The sequence below is a fragment of the Streptomyces sp. NPDC006624 genome, from assembly GCF_040611555.1.
Classification (GTDB): domain Bacteria; phylum Actinomycetota; class Actinomycetes; order Streptomycetales; family Streptomycetaceae; genus Streptomyces.
In genome coordinates this window covers 70,771-95,704 of record NZ_JBEXOM010000009.1, presented here as the reverse complement: position 1 = coordinate 95,704, position 24,934 = coordinate 70,771, and the positions used below count along the sequence as shown (strand labels likewise).

The following is a 24,934-nucleotide window of genomic DNA, read 5'->3' as shown; positions in this document are numbered from 1 at the left end:
GGTTCACTCCATCGGGGTGCCGGAACCCGCGTAATGACCCCGCACCGGCCCCCTCTCCCTCGTGACGTCCCCGCGGACGCGCAGCGCGTCCGCGGGATCACGAGCCGCACGAGGCAGACAGGGGGTCGTTCTGATGACAGGGGCGAAGACGGCGGTCGAGTGGCTCTCCTCCGTCGCACCCGATCCCGGGGCCTGCCGCCGGGAGTGGGAGCGCCACCCGCTCGGGGTGGCGCTGCTGCCGGCGGGCAGCGCCTGGGACGTGCTCATCCTGCCCGCCGAACTCGGGTACGCCACGCTGGACGTGCTCAGCCGCGTCCTCGACCGGCAGGGCCCCGTGCTGGTCGACTTCGGGGACGCGCGCATGGGGTTCTTCGTCCCGCCGGGCACCGCCGCCCGCTGGCTCGGCACCGGCATCCGCACGGCGGGCCCCGGCACCTGGATCGTCGTGCCGTACCCGGGCCGCTCCTCACCCGGCGGCGTCCGCTGGCTGGTCCCCCCGGACGGCTCGGGCCTGCTGACCGACCCGGCCCTGCTGGAACTGGCGATGCACGAGGCGGCGGCGCTGGCGACCGGGCGGCGCGACCGGTGACCTAGGGCGACGGCCCCGGCGGTTCCGGCCGGCGGAGGAACAGCCACAGCGCCGTCAGCAGCAGCGCCCCCAGGCACCAGCTGGCCACGACGTCCAGCGGCCAGTGGTAGCCGCGCCGGACCAGCCCGTAGCTCGCGCCGAGGACGAGGGCGGCGCAGACGGCGAGCAGGACGGCGCGGGCGAGGGGAGCACGGAGCCGGGGCAGCAGGAGCAGCGCCGCCGAGCCGTAGGCGACGGCGGCGGTGGCGGTGTGACCGGAGGGGTAGTAGCCGGTGGCGGGCGGGACGGCCGGGGGGCCGGGACGGTCCGTCAGCTCCTTGAGCGGGACGACCAGCGCCGGGACCAGGACCATCAGCACGGCCGCCGCGACGGCCGGCAGCCACCAGCGGTCCGCACCGGCCCGGCGGGCCCGCAGCGCGGCGTATCCGAGCGCGACGGCGAGCACCGGGACCGCGACCTCGATGTTGCCCAGGTCGGCGAGGAGTTCGGAGCAGCGGTCCGGGTTCACCAGGACACGGCTGGCGCGCTCGTCGAGCCGGACGAGCGGTCCGTCGGCGACGACCTGCCAGGTGATCAGGGCGAACAGCAGCGCCGGGACGGCGAGCAGCGCGGCGACCGGGCCCGGGCGCGCGGGACGGTCCCGGTTCGCGGAGATCGGCATGGGGCCCAGCTTGGCACGGCCGCGGACGCCCGCCGCCGCGCGGGATCGGGATGTCGGTGCCGGGTGCGACACTGCCCGGCATGAACGGACCGAACCCGAAAGCGGACCTGCTGCGCTACCTCCAGGACGCGCGCGACGCGCTGCTGTGGAAGCTCGAAGGGCTCTCCGAGTACGACGTCCGCCGTCCGCTCACGCCGACCGGCACCAATCTGCTGGGACTGGTCAAGCACGTCGCCGGGGTGGAACTGGGGTACTTCGGGGACACCTTCGGGCGGCCCTACTTCGACGGGGAACCGCCGTCCTGGTGGTACACGCGCGACGCCGAACCCCACGCGGACATGTGGGCCACACCCGACGAGACCCGCGAGGAGATCGTCGGGCTCTACCGCGCGGCGTGGCGGCACGCCGCCGGCACGGTCGAGGCACTCGCGCTGGACGACGTCGGCCAGGTGCCGTGGTGGCCCGAGGAGCGGCGTGAGGTGACGCTGCACCACGTCCTGGCGCGGGTGATCTCCGACACCCAGCGGCACGCCGGGCACGCCGACATCGTGCGCGAACTCATCGACGGGAGCGTCGGCCTGACACCGGGCACGAGCAGCGTGCCGGAAGGCGACCGGGCGGAGTGGGAGCGCCACCGGCACCGGCTGGAGCGGGCCGCGCGGGAAGCCGGCGACGGCCGGTCCCGCGCGGGTGCCTGAGAAGGAGGAGGAGGCCGGCCGCCCCGGAACAGGGGGGGTGGTTCCGAGGCGGCCGCAGGACCGGAACGTCGCGCGCCCCGGGGGGTTTGGGGCGGGCGACCGTCCGATCGTGAGGAGATCCAGAGCCTCAGGCTCCGGTTGTGTGCGCGAGGGCACGACCAGGTCGAAGCTGGGGAGGCCCCGGCCTGATGTCACCCACAGTCCCCTGTGGGCGGGGTGTATCTCTCATCTGGGTAGAACCTACGACAGGGGCGGGGCCCAGGACAGGCCGCGAGACGCCCTGCCATCCACCTCGCACACCTTCTTCACACCGTCTGCCGCTCGCCGCCCCGGCACGCGACCGGAGCGGCTCACCTGCATCGACGAGGGCTCAGATGCGCGCGAAAGCCTGCTCGATGACGTCGAGGCCCTCGTTCAGCAGGTCCTCGCCGATCACCAGCGGCGGCAGGAAGCGGAGCACGTTGCCGTAGGTGCCACAGGTCAGGACCAGCAGGCCTTCGGCGTGGCAGGCCTTGGCGAGCGCGGCGGTCGCCTCCGGGTTCGGCTCCTTGGTGGCGCGGTCCTTGACCAGCTCGATGGCGATCATCGCGCCGCGGCCGCGGACGTCGCCGATGACGTCGAACTTCTCCTGCATGGCCGACAGGCGCGCCTTCATCACGGCCTCGATGTTCTTGGCCCTGGCGTTGAGGTCGAGCTCCTTCATGGTCTCGATCGCGCCGAGCGCGCCCGCGCAGGCGACGGGGTTGCCGCCGTAGGTGCCGCCCAGGCCGCCCGCGTGCGCGGCGTCCATGATCTCGGCGCGCCCGGTCACCGCGGCGAGCGGCAGACCGCCGGCGATGCCCTTGGCGGTGGTGATGAGGTCCGGGACGATCCCCTCGTCCTCGCACGCGAACCACTGGCCGGTGCGGCAGAAGCCGGACTGGATCTCGTCGGCGACGAAGACGATGCCGTGGTCGGAGGCGAACTTCCGGATCGCGGGCAGGAAGCCCTTGGCCGGCTCGATGAAGCCGCCCTCGCCGAGCACCGGCTCGATGATGATCGCGGCGACGTTCTCGGCGCCGACCTGCTTGCTGATCTGGTCGATCGCCTGCGCGGCGGCCTCGGGGCCGGCGTTCTCCGGACCGGTCGGCCAGCGGTAGCCGTACGCCACCGGCACCCGGTACACCTCGGGCGCGAACGGGCCGAAGCCGTGCTTGTACGGCATGTTCTTCGCGGTCAGCGCCATCGTCAGGTTGGTGCGCCCGTGGTAGCCGTGGTCGAACACGACGACGGCCTGCCGCTTGGTGTAGGCACGCGCGATCTTCACGGCGTTCTCGACGGCCTCGGCGCCGGAGTTGAACAGCGCGCTCTTCTTGGCGTGGTCACCCGGGGTGAGCTGGGCGAGCGCCTCGGCGACCTCGACGTATCCCTCGTAGGGCGTGACCATGAAGCAGGTGTGCGTGAAGTCGGCGAGCTGCGCCGTCGCCCGCCGCACGACGGCCTCGGCGGAGGCGCCGACGGAGGTCACGGCGATGCCCGACCCGAAGTCGATCAGCCGGTTCCCGTCGACGTCCTCGATGATCCCGCCGCCCGCGCGGGCCGTGAACACGGGCAGCACCGACCCCACACCCTGCGCGACCACGGCGGTGCGGCGGGCCTGCAGCTCCTGCGACTTCGGGCCGGGAATGGCGGTGACGACGCGACGCTCCTGCGGCAGTGCGCTCATGGGGGGCTCCTGGGTGGTGCGGAGGGACTTGTACAGACCGGAGACTTCTTTTCTCGCAGGCTAGGACGGGGGGAGGGGGGTGGGCATGCTCCATGTGGGCGTTGTCGGCACAGCGGCTTGTCCGGGGTGGACATGGCGCTCTGGTGGGCTGCTGCCCACGACGCGGCCGCGTAAGCGGTGAACTCCCCAGGCGGGGGCGTTAGATTGGCTCGCTGATGGTGGACGGAGCGGCTGGTCAGGGGGCAGGGGCGATGGACAGCGACGGGACACAGGAGGCCCGGGGTACGCACGCGCATCCCGTGCCGCGTCCGGCGGGACCGCCGGAGGTGCCCGCGATGCCTCCCCGGCCGCCGCGGGCACCGGCGGCCCCGCCGCCGCCCGACGGCTCGGCGTTCCTCGCCTGGCTGCGCACGCCCCGGCCCGACGCCGGGCCCGGCGTGTGGCGTTTCGGGCACCGGCCGCGGCCCGCCGAGGCGCCCGAGGAGATCCCCACCCGGCAGCTGCTGAGCGGGGCGCTGATCGCCTTCCTGGTGGGATGGCTCATCTGGTCGCTGCTGCAGAACGGGTACCTCGGCTCCTGGTGGTGGGTGCCGTTCGACCTGATCGTCCCCGACGCCTGGCGCGGCGGCGACAGCGATCTCGGCGAGACCGGCACGTTCCTGGTCTACCGGGGCTACGAGCTGCTCGTCGCTCTGGCGATCATGGTCGGGGTGGCCCGGCTCGGCCGCTGGGGCGAGGTGTGGCGCCGCTTCGTCGCCCCCCGCTTCCGCCGGCCCGAGGTCCAGGCGGCCGATCCGGCGTCCCAGGACGACCCGGCCCAGTGGAACGAGCTGCGCGCCGCGGGAGCCGCGGACGCCGCCGAGCGGCTCGCCGCCGACGCCCGCTCGGGGTTCATGAAGGACGTCGACCACGCCCGGATCCTCCGTGCCTGGCAGGGCGTGCGCACCGGGCGGCACAGCCTCGCCACCTTCAGCGGCGCCGTGCTCAGGGACGGCGCGGCCGCCTGCCTCCACCCCTCCGGAGAGCGGGACCTGCCCGCCCGGGTGGCGCTGCACGACCTGGTCACCGGCCAGGTCCGGCTCGGCACCACGGTCGACGACGCCCGCAACCCCTACGCCTACCGCGGAGCGGGCCTGGCCCTCGGCCCCGACCTCCTCGGCACCTCCCTTCTCGCCGTCGGCCCCGCGGGCTCCGGCAAGACCGGGGCGGTGGTCCGCCCCGTCGCCGAGTCGCTGTGCCTGCACGCCCTGGCCGGGCGGGCCGCCGTGGTCGTCGTCGGGGCCGCCGGGGCGGGGCTCGGGCCCGCCGACGCCTACGACGTCGTCGTGCGGATCGGCAACCAGGAGTCCGAGTACGACCTCGATCTGTATGGGGGCGGCAACGACCCCGACGAGGCCGCGGCCGTGCTCGCCGAGGGGCTCGTCGGGGACCTGGCCGATCCGCATCCGGGCAGCGACAGCCGGCGCTCCACGACCGTGCTCGCCCAGCTGCTCGGGCCGTTCCGCGCCGTCCACGGGCGCTTTCCCTCCGTACCGGAGCTGCGGCAGCTGCTCGACGGGGCGCCCGGGCCGTTCGCCGCGCTGCGGCAGGGGCTGCAGGACGCGGGGCAGGAGTCGCTGCTGCGGGAACTCGACGCCCGGGAGCGGCAGATGGGACAGCCGGGGGACGTCGGCGGGGTGCTGGCCGATCGTGTCGCGCTGCTCGACCGGCCCGCCTTCGCCGGGTTCTTCGACACCTCCGGGCAGTCGCGGCCCTTCACGCTGAAGGCCCTCGACCATCCCGTGCGCGTCCGGATCGACCTGCCCCAGCGCGGGCACGCCGACGCCTCCCGGATGCTGGCCCGGCTGGTGCTGGCGCAGTTCACGGCCAGTGTCGCCGTACGGGAGGACCGGTCGCTGTTCGCCTGTCTGGTGCTGGACGACGCGACCGGCGTCGTCACCCCCGAGGCCGTGCGCGGCATCCAGCGGCTGCGTTCCGGCAACGCCGGTGTCGTGCTGACCCTGCGGACGCTGGACGACGTGCCCCGGCCGTTGCGCGGGCCGCTGCTCGGGGCGACCGGCTGCCGGATGGCGCTGTCGGGGCTCACGCCCTGGGACGGGCAGGACTTCGCCGAGGTGTGGGGCAAGGAGTGGACCGAGGCGCGGGACGTCACCGACCGGCAGATCATCGCCGAGACCCCGGCGGGCAAGGCGCTGCACGCCGTGCGGCGGGTCATCACCGGCAAGGCCCCGACCGCCCGGGCCGTGACCGTCCGCCAGGTCGAGCGTGAGCGCTGGTCCGCCTCCGAGCTCGCCCACGGCGTTCCCGCCGGGCACGCGGTGCTGTCGCTGACGGATGTGGACGGCGAGCACGCGCCGCCGCTGCTGGTGAACCTCCGGGGGTGACGGGCGCCGGCCGGCCGCGCGGGAGCAGGGGAGCCGGGACGCGGGGACCGGCCTCTCCCGGTACGCGGGGACCGGCCTCTCCCGGTACACGGGGACCGTACGGTGAGGCAGAATCATCACAGGTCGTTCATACGCGGCGGCCAAACGAGCACAGAGATCACACAGCCCTGACGCAGACCTGAAGGCCTCATGCCCCCGACGCTCGCCTCGCTCGTCCACCACTCCGCGCTGAAACTCACCGTGCGGGCGGGGGAGGACCGCCTCGACGTGCCGGTCCGCTGGGCGCACGTCAGCGAGCTCGCCGACCCCGTGCCCTACATGGAGGGCGGGGAGCTGCTGCTGATCACCGCGCTCAAGCTGGACGCCGAGGACCCGGAGGCCATGCGCCGCTACGTGCGGCGGCTGGCCGGCGCCGGAGTGGTCGGGCTCGGCTTCGCCGTCGGCGTCAACTACGAGGAGATCCCCAAGGCGCTCGTCGACGCCGCCGAGGAGGAGGGCCTGCCGCTGCTGGAGGTCCCGCGCCGCACGCCGTTCCTCGCCATCAGCAAGGCCGTGTCCGCCGCCATCGCCGCCGACCAGTACCGGGCCGTCACCGCCGGGTTCGCCGCGCAGCGCGAGCTGACCCGGCAGGCGCAGACCGGCGGCCCGGAGGGGCTGCTGACCGCGCTGGCCCAGCAGGTCGACGGCTGGGCGGCGCTGTACGACGCCTCGGGCGCGGTCGTCGCCACGGCCCCGGAATGGGCGGGGCGCCGGGCCGCGCGGCTCACGGGCGACGTGCAGCGGCTGCGGGACCGCCCCGCGCCCGCCTCGTCGGTGGTCGGCGGGCCCGAGAACGAGGACCGGGTCGAACTGCACTCCGTCGGCACCGGCCGGCGGCCCCGCGCGGCCCTCGCCGTCGGGACGGCAGCCGCCCTCGGCACCGCCGAGCGGTACGCCGTCCACTCGGCCGTCGCGCTGCTGACCCTCACCACGGAACGCTCCCGGTCCCTGCAGGAGGCCGAGCAGCGGATCGGCGCCGCGGTGCTGCGCATGCTGCTGGCGGGGGAGCCGGACCACGCCCGCGCGGTCGCCGGCGACCTGTTCGGCGGGCTGCTGGACGCGCCGTTCCGGATGATGGTCGCCGAGCGGGTGCCGGTGCCGGCGTCCGTGGCACTGGCCCGCGCGGGGGCCCGGGCGGGCGGCACCCCGGCCGGCGAGCGGACCCCGGCCGCCACCGGCACCGACGGCGACCCCCTGGCGGTGCTGGCCGACGTCGTCGAGTCCGCTGCGGCCCGGGCCGGCGAGGCCGTGCTGGCCGTGCCGGAGGGGGAGCGGCTGGTGGTGCTGGCCGTGGACGGCGGCGCCGCGGCGGCGGCCTGCGGCGCGTACGCGGCCGCCCTGGAGACGGCCCGGGCCGGCGGGCGCGAGAAGGCGCCCGGCGGCGAGGAGGACGGGCTCGTCGTGGGCCTGTCGGCACCGGCCGGGCCGATCGCCGCGTCCGCCGCGTACAAGCAGGCCGAGCAGGCGCTGTCGGTGGCGCGGCGGCGTGGGCGCGTGCTCGTGGAGCACGAGCAGATGGCGGCCGGGTCCGTGCTGCCGCTGCTGGCCGACGACGCCGTACGGGCGTTCGCCGACGGCATGCTGCGCCCGCTGTACGAGCACGACGCCACCGGCCGCGGCGACCTGGTCGCCTCGCTGCGCGCCTGGCTGTCCCGGCACGGCCAGTGGGACGCGGCGGCGGCCGACCTCGGCGTCCACCGGCACACCCTGCGCTACCGGATGCGCCGGGTAGAGGAGATCCTCGGCCGCTCCCTGGACGACCCGGACGTCCGCATGGAGCTGTGGCTGGCCCTCAAGGCGACCTCCACGGACTAGCCAAACCGTAGTGTGCCCGGCCGCCACTGCTACGGCTCGGACAAACGCCCTCCGGCCACCCCGCGCCTACCGTGGATCCCGCAGTACTGGACCACCCCCAACGCCGAAGGGCCGGAACGAACATGACCTCCACCCACGCCTTCTGGCTCGCCGGCCGCCAGGCCACCGGCGAGGACACCTTCGACGTCGTCTCGCCCTGGGACGGGCGGCTCGTCGGTACGGTGAGCGTGCCGACGGACGCGCAGGTCGAGGAGGCCGTGGCCGCCGCGTACGCGGTGCGGGACGAGTTCGCCGCCACCCCCGCGCACGTGCGGGCCGCCGCCCTCGACCACGTCAGCAAGCGCCTGGCCGAGCGCACCGAGGAGATCGCGCGGCTGATCTCCGCCGAGAACGGCAAGCCCATGAAGTGGGCGCGGGGCGAGGTCGGCCGGGCCGTGTCCGTGTTCCGGTTCGCGGCCGAGGAGGCCCGGCGGTTCAACGGCGGCGAGGCCCAGCGGCTCGACACCGACCTCGGCGGCCAGGGCCGGCTCGCCCTGACCCGCCGCTTCCCGAAGGGCGTCGTCCTCGGCATCGCGCCGTTCAACTTCCCGCTGAACCTGTGCGCCCACAAGGTCGCCCCGGCCGTCGCCGCCGGCGCCCCGATCATCCTCAAGCCCGCCCCGGCCACCCCGCTGTCCGGCCTGATCCTCGGCGAGCTGCTGGCCGAGACCGAGCTGCCCGCGGGCGCCTGGAGCATCCTGCCGGTCGCCAACGACAAGATGCCCGCCCTGGTGCAGGACGAGCGCCTGCCCGTCATCTCCTTCACGGGCTCCGAGAAGGTCGGCTACGCGATCATGGACTCGGTGCCGCGCAAGCACTGCACCCTGGAGCTGGGTGGCAACGGCGCGGCCGTCGTCCTCGCCGACTGGGCGAGCGACGCGGACCTGGACCACGCGGCGAACCGCATCGCCACCTTCTCCAACTACCAGGGCGGCCAGTCCTGCATCTCCGTCCAGCGGGTGATCGCCGACGCCTCCGTGTACGACCGGCTGCTGCCGCGCATCGTCGCCGCCGTCGAGGCGCAGGTCACGGGCGACCCGAGCGACGACAAGACGGACGTCGGCCCGCTGGTCAGCGAGGACGCCGCCCGGCGCGTCGAGACGTGGGTCCAGGAGGCCGTCGACGCCGGTGCCCGGCTGCTCACCGGCGGCAAGCGCGACGGCGCCTCGTACGCCCCGACCGTCCTGGCCGAGGTGCCGGCCGGTGTGACGCTCTCCTGCGAGGAGGTCTTCGGGCCGGTCCTCACCGTGCAGAAGGTGGACGGCGAGGCCGAGGCCTTCGCCGCCGTCAACGACTCCAAGTACGGCCTGCAGGCGGGCGTGTTCACCCACGACCTGCAGACCGCCTTCCGCGCCCACCGGGCCCTGGAGGTCGGCGGCGTGGTGATCGGCGACGTGCCCTCCTACCGCGCCGACCAGATGCCGTACGGCGGCGTCAAGCAGTCCGGCGTGGGCCGCGAGGGCGTGCGCTTCGCCATGGAGGACTACACCTACGAGCGCGTGATGGTCCTCACCGGCATCACCCTCTAGTACATGGGAACCATTTCCATATAGGCTCCGCGAAAGGGCCCGGCACCGATGCCTTCCGGTGCCGGGCCCCTTCTGTACGCCGGCCTGTTCCGGACCCTCAACCGGAGAAGCCGACGTGCGCGAGCCGCAGCGGGCCGCGCAGTCTCAGCCGCACGTCGTGCACGCCCGCGGCGGCGACGGGCGCGCCCAGCACGACGTAGTCGTACGGGCCCGGGGTGGGCGTGGCCGTCGACAGCGCCGCGAGCAGCGGGCCGTCGTCGAGGGACACCTCGACCGTGCCCCCGCCGGACACCTCCACCGTCATCTGCGCCACGCCGGTCCCGAAGTCGCAGGCGCGGTAGACCAGTTCACCCGTCCCGCCGTCCACCGGCGTCACCGCGTCGCCCGCCGCCTTCGTCCGGTCGACGATCTCGATGCCGCTCTGCTCGTCGAAGCCGGCCGGGGCCAGACCGTCCGCGGCGACCGGGCGCGGCAGGGCCGGCTCGCCCGCCGGCGTCAGGACCGTCCGCAGCCGGACGTCCTCGCTGGACGCCCCGGCCAGCAGCTCGTACGGGCCCGGCTCCACCCGCGGGCGGTCCTGCGCCACGTCCCAGAACGCGAAGGCGGACAGCGGGACGTCGATGCTCACCTCGGCCGTCTCGCCCGGGCCGAGGACCACGCGGCGGTGGCCCAGCAGTTCGCGGCGCGGACGCGGCACGGACGCCGCCACGGCCCGGCCGTAGAGCTGGGCGACCTCGGCGCCGGCCCGGTCGCCGGTGTTGGTGACGGTGAAGCGGACGCGCACCGCCTCGCCCTCGGCCCGCGCGGTCAGGCCGCCGTAGGCGAACGACGTGTACGACAGGCCGTGGCCGAACGGGAACAGCGGGGTGCCCTCGAAGTAGAGGTACGTCTGGCGGCTGCCGATCACGTCGTAGTCGAGCAGGCCCGGCAGGTCGGCGTCGTCGGCGTACCAGGTCTGCGGGAGGCGGCCGGCGGGAACGACGTCGCCGGCCAGGACGCGGGCCAGGGCGGTGCCGGCCGCCTGGCCGCCGTGCGCGGTCCACAGCACGGCCGGGAGGTCCGCCGCGTCGACCGCGTACGGGTAGGAGGAGACCAGCGCCAGCACCGTCGCCGGGTTGGCCGCGCGGGCGGCCCGCAGCAGCCGCTCCTGGTGCCCGGGCAGGCGCAGCGTCGTCCGGTCCTCGGTCTCGCGGCCGTTGATGTGCGGGTCGTTGCCCGCGACCACCACGACCACGTCGGCCGCCGCGGCGGCCCGCGCCACCGCGTCCTCGCCGCGCTCGGCGACGACCAGCTCGAACACCTCGGGCTCCTGCTCGGCAACCTTCACGCCGTCGGCGGAGACACACACGTGCCGGCCCGTCCCCAGATGCCTCAGGAGGTGCCCGCTCCCGTGCGGTTCCAGGCGGAACGTCTCCTGGACGACCCAGCCGCCCGGCTGGTCGGCGGAGGCGCGCAGGAAGCCGTCCTCCGCGACCGACACATAGCGGCCGCCGGGGTCGCGCAGCGTCAGCACCCCCTCGCCCCAGTCGGCCAGCGCCAGTTCGGTGCCGGCCGCGTCCGTGGTGAGCGGAGGCAGGTCGGTGCGGCCCGACAGCAGCGCCGGGTCGAGCGCGCCCTCGGCGCCGCGCACCGCGTCGGGGGCGTCCTCGGCCGGGGGCACGTGCAGGAACGTGCCCGCCGCCGTGCGCAGCCGGACCCGGTCCACGCCCTCCGCGAACTCCACCTGCCGCGCGCCGAACCGCCCGGCCAGTCCCTCCAGCGGGGTCGAGCGGTGCAGCAGGGTGCCGCTGTACCAGTCGAGCTTGCACTCGTCGGCGAGCAGCCCGACCACGGCGATCCGGGTGCCGGCGGCGAGCGGCAGCAGCCCGTCGTTCCGCAGCAGCACGATCGCCTGCTCGGCGGCCTCCTGCGCGAGGGCGCGGTGCGCCGGGGTGTCGAACGCGCCGGTCGCGGCGTGCGGGTCGTCCTCCGGGTCGAACTCGCCGAGCCGGAAGCGCACCGAGAGCTGGCGGCGGACGGCCCTGTCGAGGTCGGCCTCGGTCAGCAGGCCCCGCTCCAGGGCGCCGCGCAGCCGCCCGGTGATCCGCGAGGAGTCCGTGCCGTGGTCGGTGAAGCTGTCGACGCCCGCGAGCAGGGAGGCGGCGGTGGCCTCCTCGTGGGTGTCGAAGTAGTGCTCGGAGTCCACCAGGTTGCTCGGCGCGCCCGCGTCCGAGCAGACCAGCAGCTCCTCGTCGGTCCAGGTGCGCAGGTGCTCGGCGAGGTACGGGGAGACGTGGTTGGGGCGGCCGTTGACCAGGTTGTACGCGGGCATCACCCCGGCCACCGCGCCCGCCTCGACGGTCTCGCGGAAGGCCCGCAGGTCGTACTCGTGCAGCACGCGCGGGCGCACCGAACTCGACGTCGTGGAGCGGTCCGTCTCGTTGTTGTGGGCCAGCCAGTGCTTCAGCACGGGCGCCGTGCGCCAGTAGGCCGGGTGGTCGCCGCGCAGGCCGTGCGTGTAGGCGGTGGCGATCGCCGAGGTCAGTTTCGGGTCCTCCGAGTAGCCCTCCTCGTTGCGGCCCCACAGGGGGTGGCGCAGCAGGTTGACCGTCGGGGCCCAGACGTTGAGGCCGACCCGGTCGTCCTTGGCGCGCATCGCGCGCACCTCCCGGGACACCGCGTCGCCGACGCGCCGCACCAGCTCCGGGTTCCAGGTGGCGCCGAGGCCGACCGCCTGCGGGAACACCGTCGCCGGGCCCATCCACGCCACCCCGTGCAGGGCCTCCTGCCCGGTGCGGAACGCGCCGATGCCGAGCCGCGGGACGGCGGGGGCGAACTGGTGCAGGAACGCGGTCTTCTCCTCCGGCGTGAGCCGCGACAGGAGGTCCTCGACACGGTCCGCGAACGGCAGGCGCGGATCGCGGAACGGCGGCACGGGCGGCGTGGGTGCGGTCACGTGGGATTCCCTTTGCGATGGAGCGGCGAGGCGCTTTCGAAGCGCTTCGATGCTGGGTCGACGCCGGGTCGAGTGTCAAGGGAGCGGCGCCATCACTTCAAGCAGTGCACAGGAAAGGTCCCTTCCTGTGGCGGCGGGAGAAGTTTCGGAACGACCCTTGTGCGCCCTGGGGTGTTCACTTAACCTCACAGCAACATCGAAGCGCTTCGACTAACGGAATGCCCCGTGTGGGTCGTAAGCCCGCTTCGGCTCAGCCAGTTCCACTCGAGACACCGCAGCCGACGGCCCACCGCCGGGTGTCCTGGTGTGCCATGAAGGGTTGACGCAATGACGCCGAACGCCGCCTCCGCCTCCTCCGGACCGAGCCGGAGAAGTTTCCTCGCCTCCACGGCGGTCGCCACCGCAGCGGTGGCAGGCGGGGTGCCGCTGCTGGCCGCCTGCGGCGGTTCGGACAGCGGTTCCAAGGACGGCACCACCTCGGGCAAGGCCGCGGACAAGCTGCTCCCGGCGTTCGTGGCCAGCGCGGTCGCCAAGCCGGACCTGCCGTCGAAGAACGGCTCGGCGGCCGGCTACACCGGCAAGGTCGACCTCGCGGCGCTCGCCACATCGGTCCCGGACAAGCTCGGCACCGGCGCCCCGTTCAAGATCATGTCGCCGTTCTGGGGCTCCCCGCCGAAGGCCGGCTGCGCCTACTACAAGGCGCTGGACGCCGCGGCGGGCACCAAGGTCACCTGGCAGAACCAGGACGGCAACACCTACGGCCAGAAGCTCGGCGCCGTCCTCGCCTCCAGCTCCATACCCGACATGGTCGTCGTGCCCGGCTGGGAGCTGGTCGGCAAGATCTCGAACGCGGTCACCGCCAAGTTCATGGACCTGGGGCCCTACCTGGCCGGCGACAAGGTCAAGAAGTACCCGAACCTCGCCGCCATCCCCTCCGACGCCTGGCGCATGAGCATCTTCGGCGGTGCGCTGCGCGGCATCCCGATGCCGACCGCCAGCGCGAACTGGATCGCGCCCCTGTACCGCGCGGACGTCTTCGACAAGAAGGGCTACTCGGTACCCACCTCGCCCGACGAGTTCATGAGCTGGGCGAAGGAGGCCACCAGCTCCAAGGCCAAGGTGTGGGCCTGCGGTGACATGACCTGGTCCGCGTGGAACATCTTCGGCGTCCGCGGCTCCGGGACGATCGGCTGGCACATCGGCGACGACGGCAAGCCGACGTACCGCATCGAGCAGCCCGCGTACCTGGAGGCCCTGGAGTGGGTCCGCAAGCTGTTCGACGCGGGCGTGGTCCACCCCGACGACAAGGCGCGCTCGGGCGACGCGGGCCAGCGGTTCACCGCCGGGGAGATCCTGGTCTGGAACACCAACATCGCGGACTGGTACGGCAGGGCCGCCGAACAGGCCGGGTCCAACCCGGACCTCCGGATCGAGGCCATGGACCTCTTCGGTGCCGACGGCGGCGACCCGAAGCTGTGGGCGTCCCAGCCCGCCACCATCTGGTCGCTGATCCGCAAGGGAGCCCCGAAGGAGGTCGTGGAGAACGCACTGGCCGCCGCCAACTTCTCCGCCGCCCCCTACGGCACCAAGGAGCGCATGCTCGTCGACTACGGCGTCGAGGGCACCCACTACTCGGTCAAGGACGGCGTCCCGGTCAAGAACGACCTGGGCAACTCCGAGGTGCTCAACGCCTGGGTGATGCTGGCCGCCCCCGCCGCCTACTACGCGCACCCCGACCTCCCCGACATCGCCCGCAAGCAGGTCGAGTGGCAGCAGCGGATGGGGGCCTTCATGACGAAGTCCTCCACGTACGGCATGAACGTCGTCGAGCCGTCCCGCTACGCCAGCCTCTCCAGCCAGTTCGAGCAGTTGGAGATCGACTACGTGCGCGGCAACAAGAAGCTGTCCGACGTGCAGCAGGCCATCTCCACCTGGAAGTCCTCCGGCGGCGACAAGCTGCGCGACTGGTACAAGGAGCTCATCGACAAGAACGGCAGCGGCAACTGATGTCCCTCACGGCCGGGAGCAGGCCCGACGGGACCCGTCCCCCCGCGGCCGTCGAGGAACCGGCGGCCGCGGTCACCGCCGCGGCGGCCCGGGGCCGGAAGGCGCGCAAGGCGGGCGAGGCGGGCAGGGCGGGCAAGGTGCCCTGGCGGATCCGGCTGCGCCGCGACCGCACGCTGATCCTGATGACGCTGCCCGTGATCGTGCTGCTGCTGATCTTCAACTACGTCCCGCTGCTGGGCAACGTCGTCGCCTTCCAGGACTACGACCCGTACGTCTCCAGCAACGGCGTCACGGCGATCTTCCACAGCCCCTGGGTCGGCGTCGAGCAGTTCTCGCGGATGGCCGACGACCCGCTGTTCTGGAGCGCGGTGAAGAACACCCTCGTGCTCTTCGGGCTCCAGCTGGTGCTGTTCTTCCCGATCCCCATCGCTCTCGCGCTGCTCATCAACAGCGTGATCCGGCCCCGGGTCCGGGCGGTGGCGCAGGCGATCATGTATCTGCCGCACTTCTTCTCGTGGGTGCTGGTGGTCACGGTCTTCCAGCAGGTCTTCGGCGGCGCGGGCATCATCGCGCAGACCCTGGAGGACCACGGGTGGAGCGGCTTCGACCTGATGACCGACGCGGACCTGTTCAAGTTCCTCGTCACCGCGCAGGCCGTGTGGAAGGACGCCGGCTGGGGGATCATCGTCTTCCTCGCGGCGCTGGCCGCCGTCAGCACCGATCTGTACGAGGCCGCCGCCATGGACGGCGCGGGCCGCTGGCGGCGCATGTGGCACGTCACGCTGCCCGCGCTGCGGCCGGTGGTCGCGCTGCTGCTGGTCCTCAGGGTGGGCGACGCGCTGAGCGTCGGGTTCGAGCAGTTCCTGCTCCAGCGGGACGCGGTCGGCGTGGGCGCCAGCGAGGTCCTCGACACGTACGTGTGGAACATGGGTATCCAGAACGGCGACTTCAGCTACGCGGCCGCGGTCGGCCTCGTCAAGGGAGTCATCGGAGTCTGTCTCGTCCTGGGCGCGAACAGGTTCGCGCATCTGCTCGGCGAGCAGGGGGTGTACAAGAAGTGAGCCTCAACACGCAGCTCGTCCGCAGCCTCAGGGCTCCCGCCCGCCCCGTGTGGGAGGAGCCGCCGGGCAGGGCCGGGCTCGCCGCGAAGGGCGGACTGCTGGTCCTGTGCTGCCTGGCGGTCCTCGGCCCGCTGTGGATCGTGGTCGTCACCAGCCTCTCCCCGAAGCCGGTGATCGACCGGGTCGGCGGTCTCGTCGTGATCCCCCAGGGCATCACCTTCGTCAACTACACGGAACTGCTCAGCGGCGGCCAGGTCAGCAGGGCGATCATGGTGTCGGTCGGGGTCACGCTGTTCGGCACGCTGTTCTCGATGACGGTGTCGGTGCTCGCGGCCTACGGACTGTCCCGGCCGGGCAGCCTGGGCCACCGGTTCTTCCTGATGACGATGATGGCGACCATGTTCTTCGGGGCCGGCCTCATCCCGACGTACCTCCTGGTGCAGACGCTGGGCCTCACCGACACCTATCTGTCGCTGATCCTGCCGAGCGCGGTGAGTGTCTTCAACATCCTGGTGCTGCGGGCCTTCTTCATGGGCATCTCGCCCGAACTCACCGAGTCGGCCCGCATCGACGGCGCCGGTGACCTGCGCATCCTGCTGACCATCATCATGCCGCTGTCACGGGCGGTGCTGGCCGTCATCTCGCTGTTCTACGCGGTGGGGTACTGGAGCGCCTGGTTCAACGCCTCCATCTACCTCACGGACCAGTCGATGATGCCGCTGCAGAACGTGCTCATCCAGCTCGTCCAGAAGAACAGCGAGGCGCCGACCGGACTGCAGCAGGCGGTCCGCACCGGCGAACTCTCCGCACTGGGGCTGCAGATGGCGGTCATGGTCCTGGCCCTGATCCCCGTGGCGGTCGCCTCGCCCTTCGTCCAGCGGCACTTCAAGAAGGGCATGCTCACCGGAGCCGTCAAGGGCTGACCGCCGCCCCTTTGGTGGGATGCCCCGTCGTCCGGCGCCTGCCGGCAGCCGGTGGCCGACCGCGCGGCTCCCCGCGCCCCATCCGGGGCGCTTCCCCCCTCCCCTCCGAACGACGAGGTATGTGCCATGCATGCGTCCAGCCCGGGCCGACGTGCCGTTCTCGCCGGGACCGCTGCCGCCGCCGCGCTCGCCACCCTGCCGGTCTCCCCGGGGCGTGCCGAGGCCGCCGCCCCCGCGGCGGACCGCTACCGCTGGCGCAACGCCGTCCAGGGCGGCACCGGCTTCATCACCGGCGTGCTGTTCCACCCCTCCGTCCGCGGCCTGGCCTACGCCCGCACCGACATCGGCGGCGCCTACCGCTGGGACGACCGGACCGGCCGCTGGATCCCGCTGACCGACCACATCGGCTGGGACGACTGGAACCTCCTCGGCGTGGAGGCCATGGCCGTCGACCCGGCCCACCCGGACCGGCTGTACCTCGCCCTCGGCACCTACGCGCAGCCCTGGGCCGGCAACGGCGCCGTGCTGCGCTCGCAGGACCGGGGCGCGACCTGGAAGCGCACCGACCTCACCGTCAAGCTCGGCGCCAACGAGGACGGCCGCGGCTGCGGTGAGCGGCTGCTCGTCGACCCGCGGGACAGCGACACCCTGTGGCTGGGCACCCGGCACGACGGACTGCTCAAGTCGACCGACCGGGGCGCCCACTGGCAGCCCGCGGCGTTCCCGGCCACCCCGGGCGCCACCGGCCAGGGCGTGACGCTCCTGGTCGCCGCCGGCCGGGCCGTCTACGCCGGCTGGGGCGACTCCGACGGCACCGCCGGGCGTGCCAACCTGTACCGCACGACGGACGGCACCACCTGGGAGGCCGTCCCCGGACAGCCCTCCGGCGCCGCCGCCCGGGTGCCCGTCCGCGCCGCGTACGACCGGCACGCACGGGAGCTGTACGTGACGTACGCCGACGCCCCCGGCCCCAACGGGCAGTCGGACGGCAGCGTCCACAAGCTGCGCACCACGGACGGGAAGTGGACCGAGGTCACGCCGGTGAGGCCGGGCGGCGCGACGCCCGACGGGGGGACCGACTCCTTCGGCTACGGCGGCTGCGCGGTCGACGCCCGCCGCCCCGGCACCGTCGTGGTCTCCACCAACAACCGCTGGTCGCTGGTCGACACCCTCTACCGGACCACCGACGGAGGCCGCACCTGGACGTCCCTGAAGGAGGGGGCCGTCCTGGACGTCTCCGAGACCCCCTACCTCAAGTGGGGCGGCGACGAGCCCAAGTTCGGCTGGTGGATCCAGGCCGTCGCGCTCGACCCGTTCGACTCCCGGAACCTCGTGTACGGCACCGGCGCGACCCTCTACGGCACCCGCGACCTCAGGCACTGGGCCCCGCGGGTGAGCGGCCTGGAGGAGGCGTCCGTACGCCAGCTGCTCTCGCCCCCGGCCGGCCGGGCGCACCTGATCAGCGGCTGCGGGGACATCGGCGTGATGTACCACGAGCGGCTCACGGCGTCGCCGTCGCGCGGCATGGCGTCCGACCCGGTGTTCGGCACGGCCACGGGGCTCGCGCTCGCCGCGGCCAGACCGGGTTACGTCGTGCGGGCCGGCTGGGGCGAGAACGGCAACGGCGCCTGGTCGGACGACGGCGGCCGGACCTGGGCGCCCTTCGGGTCCCAGCCGGACATGGCCCGGTCCGCGCCGGGCCCGATCGCCGCAGGAGCCGACGGCAGCGTGCTGCTGTGGTCCTTCGGCCCGGCCCACCCGGGGTACCGCTCGGCCGACAACGGCGCCACCTGGACGGAGATCCCCACCTTCCCGAAGGGGGCCGTGCCCGTCGCGGACCCCGTCGACCCGGACCGCTTCCACGCCTTCGACACCACCACCGGCACGCTCTTCGCCAGCACCGACGGCGGCCGCACCTTCACCGCCGGCGCCTCGGGCCTGAGTTCGGGTGACGGCGAGTTCCAGCTCACGGCGGCCCCGGGCCGCTCCGGCGACCTGTGGCTCAGCCTCAAGGGCGACGGGCTGCACCGCTCGACGGACGGCGGCGCGAGCTTCGCGAAGGTGGGCAGCTGCCAGGCCGCCTACACCCTCGGCTTCGGCAAGGCCGCCGCGGGCGCCTCCTACCCGGCGGTCTACCTGGTCGGCTCCGTCGGCACGATCACCGCCGTGTACCGCTCCGACGACGAGGCGAGGACCTGGACGCGGATCAACGACGACCGGCACCAGTGGGGCTGGACCGGCGCGGCGATCACCGGCGACCCGCGCGTGTACGGCCGGGTCTACGTCGCCACCAACGGCCGCGGCGTGCAGTACGGGGAGCCCGTCTGATGCCCGGGCTCGACGACGCGACCCGGGGCCGGCTCCTCTTCGGCGGCGACTACAACCCGGAGCAGTGGCCCGAGGAGACCTGGCACGAGGACGTCCGGCTGATGAAGGCGGCCCGCGTCAACTCGGTCACCCTCGGCGTCTTCTCCTGGTCGAAGCTCGAACCGGAGCCGGGGGCACGGGAGTTCGGCTGGCTCGACACGCTGATGGACCTGCTGCACGAGCACGGCATCGGCGTCGTCCTGGCCACCCCGACCTCCTCGCCCCCGCCCTGGATGGGCCGGCTGCACCCCGACACCCTGCCCGTCACCGAGGACGGCCGCACCGAGTGGTGGGGCGGACGGCAGCACTTCTCGCACTCCAGCGCCACCTACCGGCGCTACGCCGCCGCCATCACCGAGGACCTGGCCGCCCGCTACGCCGGGCACCCGGCCCTGACGATGTGGCACATCAACAACGAGTACTGCACCGCCGACCACGGCGACGAGGCCGCGGCCGCCTTCCGCCGCTGGCTGCGCGCACGGTACGGAACGCTCGACGCCCTCAACACCGCCTGGGGCACGGCCTTCTGGAGCCAGGGCTACGACACCTGGGACGGCATCCTGCCGCCCCGCCTGCCGCACTACATGCGCAACCCCACCCAGGTCCTGGACTTCCGGCGCTTCACCTCCGACATGCTCCTGGAGTGCTACGCCGCCGAGCGGGACATCGTCCGGCGGCACACCCCGCACCTGCCGGTCACCAGCAACTTCATGCCGCTGTTCTTCGGGCAGGACGCCTGGCGCTGGGCCGAGGAGGAGGACGTCGTCTCGGTCGACCTCTACCCCGACCCGCGCGACCCGCTCGGCGCGCAGCACGGCGCCCTCGTCCAGGACATGACCCGCTCCCAGGCGCGCGGGCCCTGGATGCTCATGGAGCAGGCCGCCGGACCGGTCAACTGGCGGGGCGTGAACCACCCCAAGCCCCGGGGCCTGAACCGGCTGTGGTCCCTGCAGGCCGTGGCCCGGGGCGCCGACGCCGTCTGCTTCTTCCAGTGGCGGCAGTCCCGGCAGGGCGCCGAGAAGTTCCACTCCGGCATGGTCAGCCACGCCGGGGAGGAGGGCCGGACGTTCCAGGAGGCCAAGCAGCTCGGAGCGGACCTGGAGCGGATCGCCCCGGAGACGGCCGGACGGCACGTCACCGCCGGTGTCGCCGTCCTGCACGACTGGCACTCCTGGTGGGCCGGCACCCAGGACGGCCGGCTGTCCGGGGAGGTGGACTACCCGGACGTCCTGCGCGCCTGGCACCGGGCCCTGTGGCAGGCCCACCTCACCAGCGACTTCGCCCACCCCGAGCACGACCTCACGCCGTACCCGGTGGTGGTCGCGCCCCAGCTGTACGCGCTCACCGACGCCGCGATCGGCAACCTCCTGGCCTACGTACGGCAGGGCGGCACCCTGGTCTGCGGATTCCAGACCGGTGTCGCCGACCAGGACGACCGCGTCCGCCCCGGCGGCATGGACGCCCGGCTGCGGGAGCTGTTCGGCATCCGCACCCTGCACGAGTGGTGGCCGCTGGACGCGGGGGAGAGCGTCGCCTGCGAGGGGTTCGGCGCGACCCTGTGGTCCGAGGAGATCGAGGCGAGCGAGGCCGACGAGGTCATCCCCTACCGGGGCGGCGAACTCGACGGACTGCCCGCGATCCTGCGCAGGGGCCGGGCCTGGTACGTCTCCACGCTCCCGGAACCCGGGGCGCTGCGCGACCTGCTGGCCGGGATCGCGGCCGGCGCGGGGGTCGGGCCGGTGCTCGACGGCCTGCCCGGGCAGGTCGAGGCCGTACGCCGGGGCGAGCTGCTGTTCCTGCTCCACCACGGCCGGGAGCCGGTGACCGTCGAGGTGCCCGGCACCCACCACGACCTGCTGACGGGCACGGACGTCACCGACCGGGTCACCCTCGGCCGGTACGGGGCGGCGGTGCTCCGGCCATGACCGACTCCGCCCCCGTCCACGGCACCTGGGAACCGCACCCGGCCGCCCGCTGGGAGGACGCCTTCCTCAGCGGCAACGGCCACCACGGCGCCCTCGTGTCCGGCGACCCGAACGCCGAGCGGGTCGTCGTCACGCATCACACCCTGGTGCGGCCGTCACGCGCCGACACCCGGCCCCCGCAGCTCGCCGCGGACCTCCCCGCCCTCCAGGACCGCCTCCTGGCGGGCGACACGACCGCCGCCGAGAGCTTCACGGACGGCCGCCCGCTCCAGTGGGTCCAGCCCTTCCACCCCGCGTTCCGGATCCGGGCGGACCGGCCGCCCGGCGAGGTGCGGGACTACCGCCGGGACGTCGACTTCACCACCGGCGTCGTCCGCGCGTCCTGCGACGGCTGGACGAGCCGGGTCTTCGTCTCCCGCGCCGACGACGTCGTCGTCCAGCACCTCACCGGACCCGCCCTGAGCCTGCGCGTCGACCTGGACCACCGGCTGCCCGGCGCCCCCGCCGGGCTGGGCATCGGCCACGGAGCCGTCCTCACCCCCGACGGCGCCCTGCTCAGCCTGCGCGCCCGCTACCCGGACAGCGACCTGGCCGTCACCGGCGTCACCCGGGTCACCGTCACCGGGGGCACGACCACCCTCGTGCCCCCGGGCGTGCGCGTCGAGGGCGCCCGGTCCGTGCTGCTGCTGACCCGGGTGCACCGGCACACCGGCGAACTCGACGTCGTCGCCCGGGGCCGTGCCCTGCGCGACCTGCCCGCCGACCCGGACGAGCTCCTCGACCGCCACGTCGCCCTGCACCGCACCGCCTACCGGCGCGTCACCCTCGACCTGGCCGCCGACCCCGCCGAACGGGCCCTGCCCGGCTCGGAGCTGCTGAAGCGGCCCCGCAGCGCCGCCCTGCTGGAGCGCCTCTTCGCCGCCGGCCGCTACCACCTGCTGTCCGCCTGCGGCCTCCTCCCGCCCCGCCTGACCGGGCTGTGGACCGGCGACTGGGACACCGCCTGGTCCGGCGCGTTCACCCAGGACGCCAACCTCAACCTGCAGACCGCGTCCGCCGCCGCTGCCGCCCTCCCCGAGGTCACCGAGGCCCACGCCCGCCTCGTCCAGCGCCAGCTGCCCGCCTGGCGCGACAACGCCCGCGCGATCTTCGGCACCCGGGGCGTCGTCGCCCCCGCCCACACCGACGGCGAGTCCGGCCACTCCTACCACTACAGCCGCGAGTACCCGCTGCACCTGTGGACCGCCGGCGCCGACTGGCTGCTGAAGCCGCTGGTCGACCACGACGAGACCCACGGCACCCGCGACCCGCGCACCGCCGCCGCCCTCGCCGAAGTCGCCCTGTTCTACGAGGACTTCCTCACCCGGACGGACGAGCACGGGCACCTCGTCGTCGTCCCCTCCTACTCGCCCGAGAACCGCCCCGCCAACGCGAGCTGGGGCACGGTCAACGCCGCCATGGACCTCTCCGCGGCCCGCCACGCCCTGCGCACCGCCGCCGCCTACCACCCGGGCACCGCGGAGGCGGGCCGCTGGCAGGCCCTCGCCGACCGCCTCCCGCCGCACCGCGTCAACGCCGACGGCGCCCTGGCCGAATGGGCCTGGCCGGGCCTGCAGGACAGCTACGACCACCGCCACCTCAGCCACCTCTACGGCGTCTGGCCCCTCGACGAGATCACCCCCTACGACACCCCCGCCCACGCCGCCGCCGCCCACCGCGCCCTGGAACTGCGCGGCGCCGAGAACGACTCCGCGCACGGCCACCTGCACCACGCCCTGGTCGCGGCCCGGCTCCGGGACGCCGGCCGGGTCGCGCACGCCCTCGGCCGGGTCCTGGAAGGCGACTTCTTCCACGTCTCCCTGATGAGCGCCCACTATCCCGGCCGCGACGTGTACAACGCCGACGCCGCGCACACCCTGCCGGCCGTGCTGATCGAGGCGCTGGTCCAGTCGACCCCCGACCGGCTGGTCCTGCTGCCCGCGCTGCCGCCGGGGTACCCCGTCGGCGCCCTGCGCGGGGTGCGCACCCGGTTCGGGGCCGAGATCGACCTCACCTGGAGTCCGGACGGCGGCGCCACCGCCGTGCTCCGGCCCGGCCGCACCACCCGCGTCGAACTCAGGACTTCCGCCGGTGCCGAGCCCCTCGACCTCGTCGCCGGAGAAGACCGCGTCCTCACCGTGAAGGAGCGGTAACCCCCCCGCAATTCCCCCCACCCATGGAAGGGACACCATGGCAACACGCACCCTGAGCAGGATCAGCAAGGCCCTGCTGGCCCCGGCCCTCGCGCTCGGCGCCACCGTCGGCCTCGCCTCCGCCCCCGCCTCCGCCGCCGTCTGGAACTCCTGCGACCAGTGGGGCAACACCAGCCTGAACGGCTACACGCTCTACAACAACATCTGGGGCTCCGGCGCCGGCAGCCAGTGCGTCTGGGCCAACTCCGGCACCAACTGGGGCGTCTGGGCCGACCACCCCAACACCGGCGGCATCAAGTCCTACCCGAACTCCAAGAAGGTGATCAACAAGACGATCACCTCTCTCTCCTCGCTCACCAGCACCTACAACGTCACCGTCCCGTCCTCCGGCGCGTACAACACGTCGTACGACATCTGGGACACCGACTACGACTACGAGATCATGCTCTGGGTCAACCACAACGGCGCCGTCGGCCCGCTCGGCACCTCCCAGGGCAGCGTCACCCTCGGCGGTCACACCTGGAACGTGTACAAGGGCGACAACGGCGCCAACCAGGTCTTCTCGTTCCTGCGGACGTCCGACTCCACCTCCGGCAGCGTCAGCATCCTGCCGATCCTGAAGTGGATCAAGGACACCAAGGGCTGGATGGGCAACGAGACCATCGGCGACGTGCAGTTCGGCTACGAGATCACCTCGTCGTCCGGCGGCCTGAACTTCACCACCGACAACCTGACGGTCAGCGGCGGCTGACCCTCCCCGGGGCCTGGGCCGGCCGCGCCCTCTCAGGCGCGGTCGACCCCGGCCCGCAGCACCTCGTACTCCGCGAAGGCCGACTCGACCTCGTCCCGGGTCAGTCCGTAGCGGAACAGGTCGTAGCTGTGCCGGCGGGTGCCCTCGGGGCGGGCGACGGCCGCGGGCAGCCGGGCGGCGTCCGCCTCGGTCCAGGGGGCGCCGACGGCGGCGTACAGCTTCGGCGCGCCGCTCGCGGGGTCGGAGCCCAGCCACGAGTACGGGGCGTCCACCAGCTGCTCCGCCGGGATCGACGCCCGGGCCGCCAGCCCGCGGTCCATCGCACGGCTCAGCAGGTCCAGCCAGACCCGGCCGATCCGGACCGGGTCCACCGGGCGGGTGCTGACGGCCATGCCGTGCTCGATCAGACTGCAGAAGGACGCCACGACCGTCACCGGGTCGCGGTGGCACCACACGAGCGTGGCGTCGGGGAAGACCCTCAGCAGCGCGTCCAGGTTCTCCAGGTGCATGGGCGACTTCAGCACCCAGCGCCGCCGCGGACGGCCGTACTGCAGCACCTGGTAGACCTGCTTGAGGTACCGGTAGTCGGCGGTGAAGTCCCGCGCGCCGTGCCACGCCCGGTACTCGGGGATGTCGGCCTGCGACAGCGGCATCAGGGCGTGCGGCAGCGCGAAGGTGCACTCCTCGGGGCCCTCGGCTGCCATCGCGTGGATGTCCCGGAAGCGGGGTGCGAACAGGTCGGTGCCGCGGACCATCCGGCGCCCGGCCGCGATCGCCCTGCGCCGCTGCCGGGGCGGCAACTCGAGGCCGGGGGAGAGCAGTTCCCACAGGCGGGGACTGCGGTGCGCGTCCGGCAGCGACAGCACCGCGTGGGTGACCGTGGTCGCGGTGCGCGGCAGCCCCACGACGAACACCGGCCGGTCGACGGGCTCCCGCTCGATCCCGGGGTGCTCGGCGATCAGCCGCCGCACCCGGGCCCGGTTGGCGAGATGCCGCCGGACGTGCCCCTGCGCGGACTGCCAGCCGACCGGCGTGAGGTTCTCGGCCTTCGCCCACCAGCCGAGCAGGGCGCGGAAGCCGTCGACGAACTCCCGGTTGCCGGGCGCCTCCCCGGTCTCCACGACGATGCGGTCGAAGATCCGGCCGGGATCGCGCCGGGAGCCGAACGCGGGCCGCAGCAGTGCGTTCGCGAGGGTGAGGGCGAGCGGAGACGAGGCCACCCGGGGAACCTATCCGCTCCAACCCCCCTGCGCCGTACGGAAGTCGGCCGAACGCGCGCAGGGGTGGCCGGAAGGCCTCCGTCGATCCGGCCGC

Annotated in this window: 16 protein-coding genes and 1 pseudogene; 12 read left to right on the top strand and 5 right to left on the bottom strand. The window is 73.8% G+C overall.

Features of this window, described 5'->3' with window-relative positions; genetic code table 11:
* Window positions 1-133 precede the first annotated feature (133 nt).
* The gene (locus ABZY20_RS18665) at window positions 134-589 is read left to right on the top strand and encodes a hypothetical protein (protein WP_356442622.1); all 456 of its coding nucleotides are present in this window, start codon (window positions 134-136) and stop codon (window positions 587-589) included.
* Between the two features lies 1 nt (window position 590).
* On the opposite strand, the gene ABZY20_RS18660 is transcribed toward ABZY20_RS18665, so the two are convergent.
* The gene (locus ABZY20_RS18660) at window positions 591-1,250 is read right to left on the bottom strand and encodes a phosphatase PAP2 family protein (RefSeq protein WP_356442621.1); all 660 of its coding nucleotides are present in this window, start codon (window positions 1,248-1,250) and stop codon (window positions 591-593) included.
* 80 nt (window positions 1,251-1,330) lie between these two features.
* Between ABZY20_RS18660 and ABZY20_RS18655 the strand changes: the two genes are divergently transcribed.
* On the top strand, window positions 1,331-1,948 hold the full coding sequence (locus ABZY20_RS18655) for a DinB family protein (RefSeq protein WP_356442620.1): 618 nt from the start codon (window positions 1,331-1,333) through the stop codon (window positions 1,946-1,948).
* Between the two features lie 12 nt (window positions 1,949-1,960).
* Here ABZY20_RS18655 and ABZY20_RS18650 read toward each other — a convergent pair.
* Together ABZY20_RS18650 and gabT are read right to left on the bottom strand one after the other, a co-directional pair.
* Window positions 1,961-2,177 (bottom strand): annotated as a pseudogene (locus ABZY20_RS18650) (phosphoesterase); the annotation flags it as partial.
* Window positions 2,178-2,318: 141 nt separating this feature from the next.
* A complete protein-coding gene (gabT, locus tag ABZY20_RS18645) occupies window positions 2,319-3,653 on the bottom strand; it encodes a 4-aminobutyrate--2-oxoglutarate transaminase (RefSeq protein WP_356442619.1) in 1,335 nt (444 codons plus the stop codon).
* Window positions 3,654-3,904: 251 nt separating this feature from the next.
* On the opposite strand from gabT, the gene ABZY20_RS18640 reads away from it, so the two are divergent.
* The 3 genes from ABZY20_RS18640 to ABZY20_RS18630 all read left to right on the top strand — a co-directional run bounded on the left by ABZY20_RS18640 (window position 3,905) and on the right by ABZY20_RS18630 (window position 9,459).
* A complete protein-coding gene (locus tag ABZY20_RS18640; RefSeq protein WP_356442618.1) occupies window positions 3,905-6,037 on the top strand; it encodes an ATP-binding protein in 2,133 nt (710 codons plus the stop codon).
* Window positions 6,038-6,226: 189 nt separating this feature from the next.
* The gene (locus ABZY20_RS18635) at window positions 6,227-7,891 is read left to right on the top strand and encodes a PucR family transcriptional regulator (protein ID WP_356442617.1); all 1,665 of its coding nucleotides are present in this window, start codon (window positions 6,227-6,229) and stop codon (window positions 7,889-7,891) included.
* A 122-nt stretch (window positions 7,892-8,013) separates the two neighbouring features.
* Complete coding sequence (locus tag ABZY20_RS18630; RefSeq protein ID WP_356442616.1) at window positions 8,014-9,459, top strand: aldehyde dehydrogenase family protein; 1,446 nt, start codon at window positions 8,014-8,016, stop codon at window positions 9,457-9,459.
* Window positions 9,460-9,556: 97 nt separating this feature from the next.
* Here ABZY20_RS18630 and ABZY20_RS18625 read toward each other — a convergent pair whose 3' ends face one another.
* Complete coding sequence (locus ABZY20_RS18625; protein WP_356442615.1) at window positions 9,557-12,394, bottom strand: glycoside hydrolase family 3 C-terminal domain-containing protein; 2,838 nt, start codon at window positions 12,392-12,394, stop codon at window positions 9,557-9,559.
* A gap of 327 nt (window positions 12,395-12,721) precedes the next feature.
* Between ABZY20_RS18625 and ABZY20_RS18620 the strand changes: the two genes are divergently transcribed.
* The 7 genes from ABZY20_RS18620 (at window position 12,722) to ABZY20_RS18590 (ending at window position 23,620) form a co-directional block, all read left to right on the top strand.
* A complete protein-coding gene (locus ABZY20_RS18620) occupies window positions 12,722-14,401 on the top strand; it encodes an extracellular solute-binding protein (RefSeq protein WP_356442614.1) in 1,680 nt (559 codons plus the stop codon).
* Window positions 14,401-15,462 carry an ABC transporter permease subunit gene (locus ABZY20_RS18615; RefSeq protein WP_356442613.1) on the top strand — a complete coding sequence of 354 codons (1,062 nt, stop codon included), beginning with the start codon at window positions 14,401-14,403 and terminating at the stop codon, window positions 15,460-15,462. The genes ABZY20_RS18620 and ABZY20_RS18615 overlap by 1 nt, the downstream gene beginning before the upstream one ends.
* Entirely contained in the window at window positions 15,459-16,385 is a 927-nt protein-coding gene (locus tag ABZY20_RS18610; RefSeq protein WP_356442612.1) for a carbohydrate ABC transporter permease, read from the top strand. The genes ABZY20_RS18615 and ABZY20_RS18610 overlap by 4 nt, the downstream gene beginning before the upstream one ends.
* 126 nt (window positions 16,386-16,511) lie before the next feature.
* On the top strand, window positions 16,512-18,713 hold the full coding sequence (locus tag ABZY20_RS18605; RefSeq protein WP_356442611.1) for a 1,4-beta-glucanase: 2,202 nt from the start codon (window positions 16,512-16,514) through the stop codon (window positions 18,711-18,713).
* Complete coding sequence (locus tag ABZY20_RS18600; RefSeq protein ID WP_356442610.1) at window positions 18,713-20,677, top strand: beta-galactosidase; 1,965 nt, start codon at window positions 18,713-18,715, stop codon at window positions 20,675-20,677. Before ABZY20_RS18605 ends, ABZY20_RS18600 begins: the two co-directional genes overlap by 1 nt.
* A complete protein-coding gene (locus tag ABZY20_RS18595; RefSeq protein ID WP_356442609.1) occupies window positions 20,674-22,869 on the top strand; it encodes a glycoside hydrolase N-terminal domain-containing protein in 2,196 nt (731 codons plus the stop codon). The genes ABZY20_RS18600 and ABZY20_RS18595 overlap by 4 nt, the downstream gene beginning before the upstream one ends.
* Window positions 22,870-22,906: 37 nt before the next feature.
* Complete coding sequence (locus ABZY20_RS18590) at window positions 22,907-23,620, top strand: hypothetical protein (protein ID WP_356442608.1); 714 nt, start codon at window positions 22,907-22,909, stop codon at window positions 23,618-23,620.
* Between the two features lie 32 nt (window positions 23,621-23,652).
* Here the strand turns inward: ABZY20_RS18590 and ABZY20_RS18585 are convergent, their stop codons facing one another.
* A complete protein-coding gene (locus ABZY20_RS18585) occupies window positions 23,653-24,840 on the bottom strand; it encodes a sulfotransferase (protein WP_356442607.1) in 1,188 nt (395 codons plus the stop codon).
* Window positions 24,841-24,934: the final 94 nt, after the last annotated feature.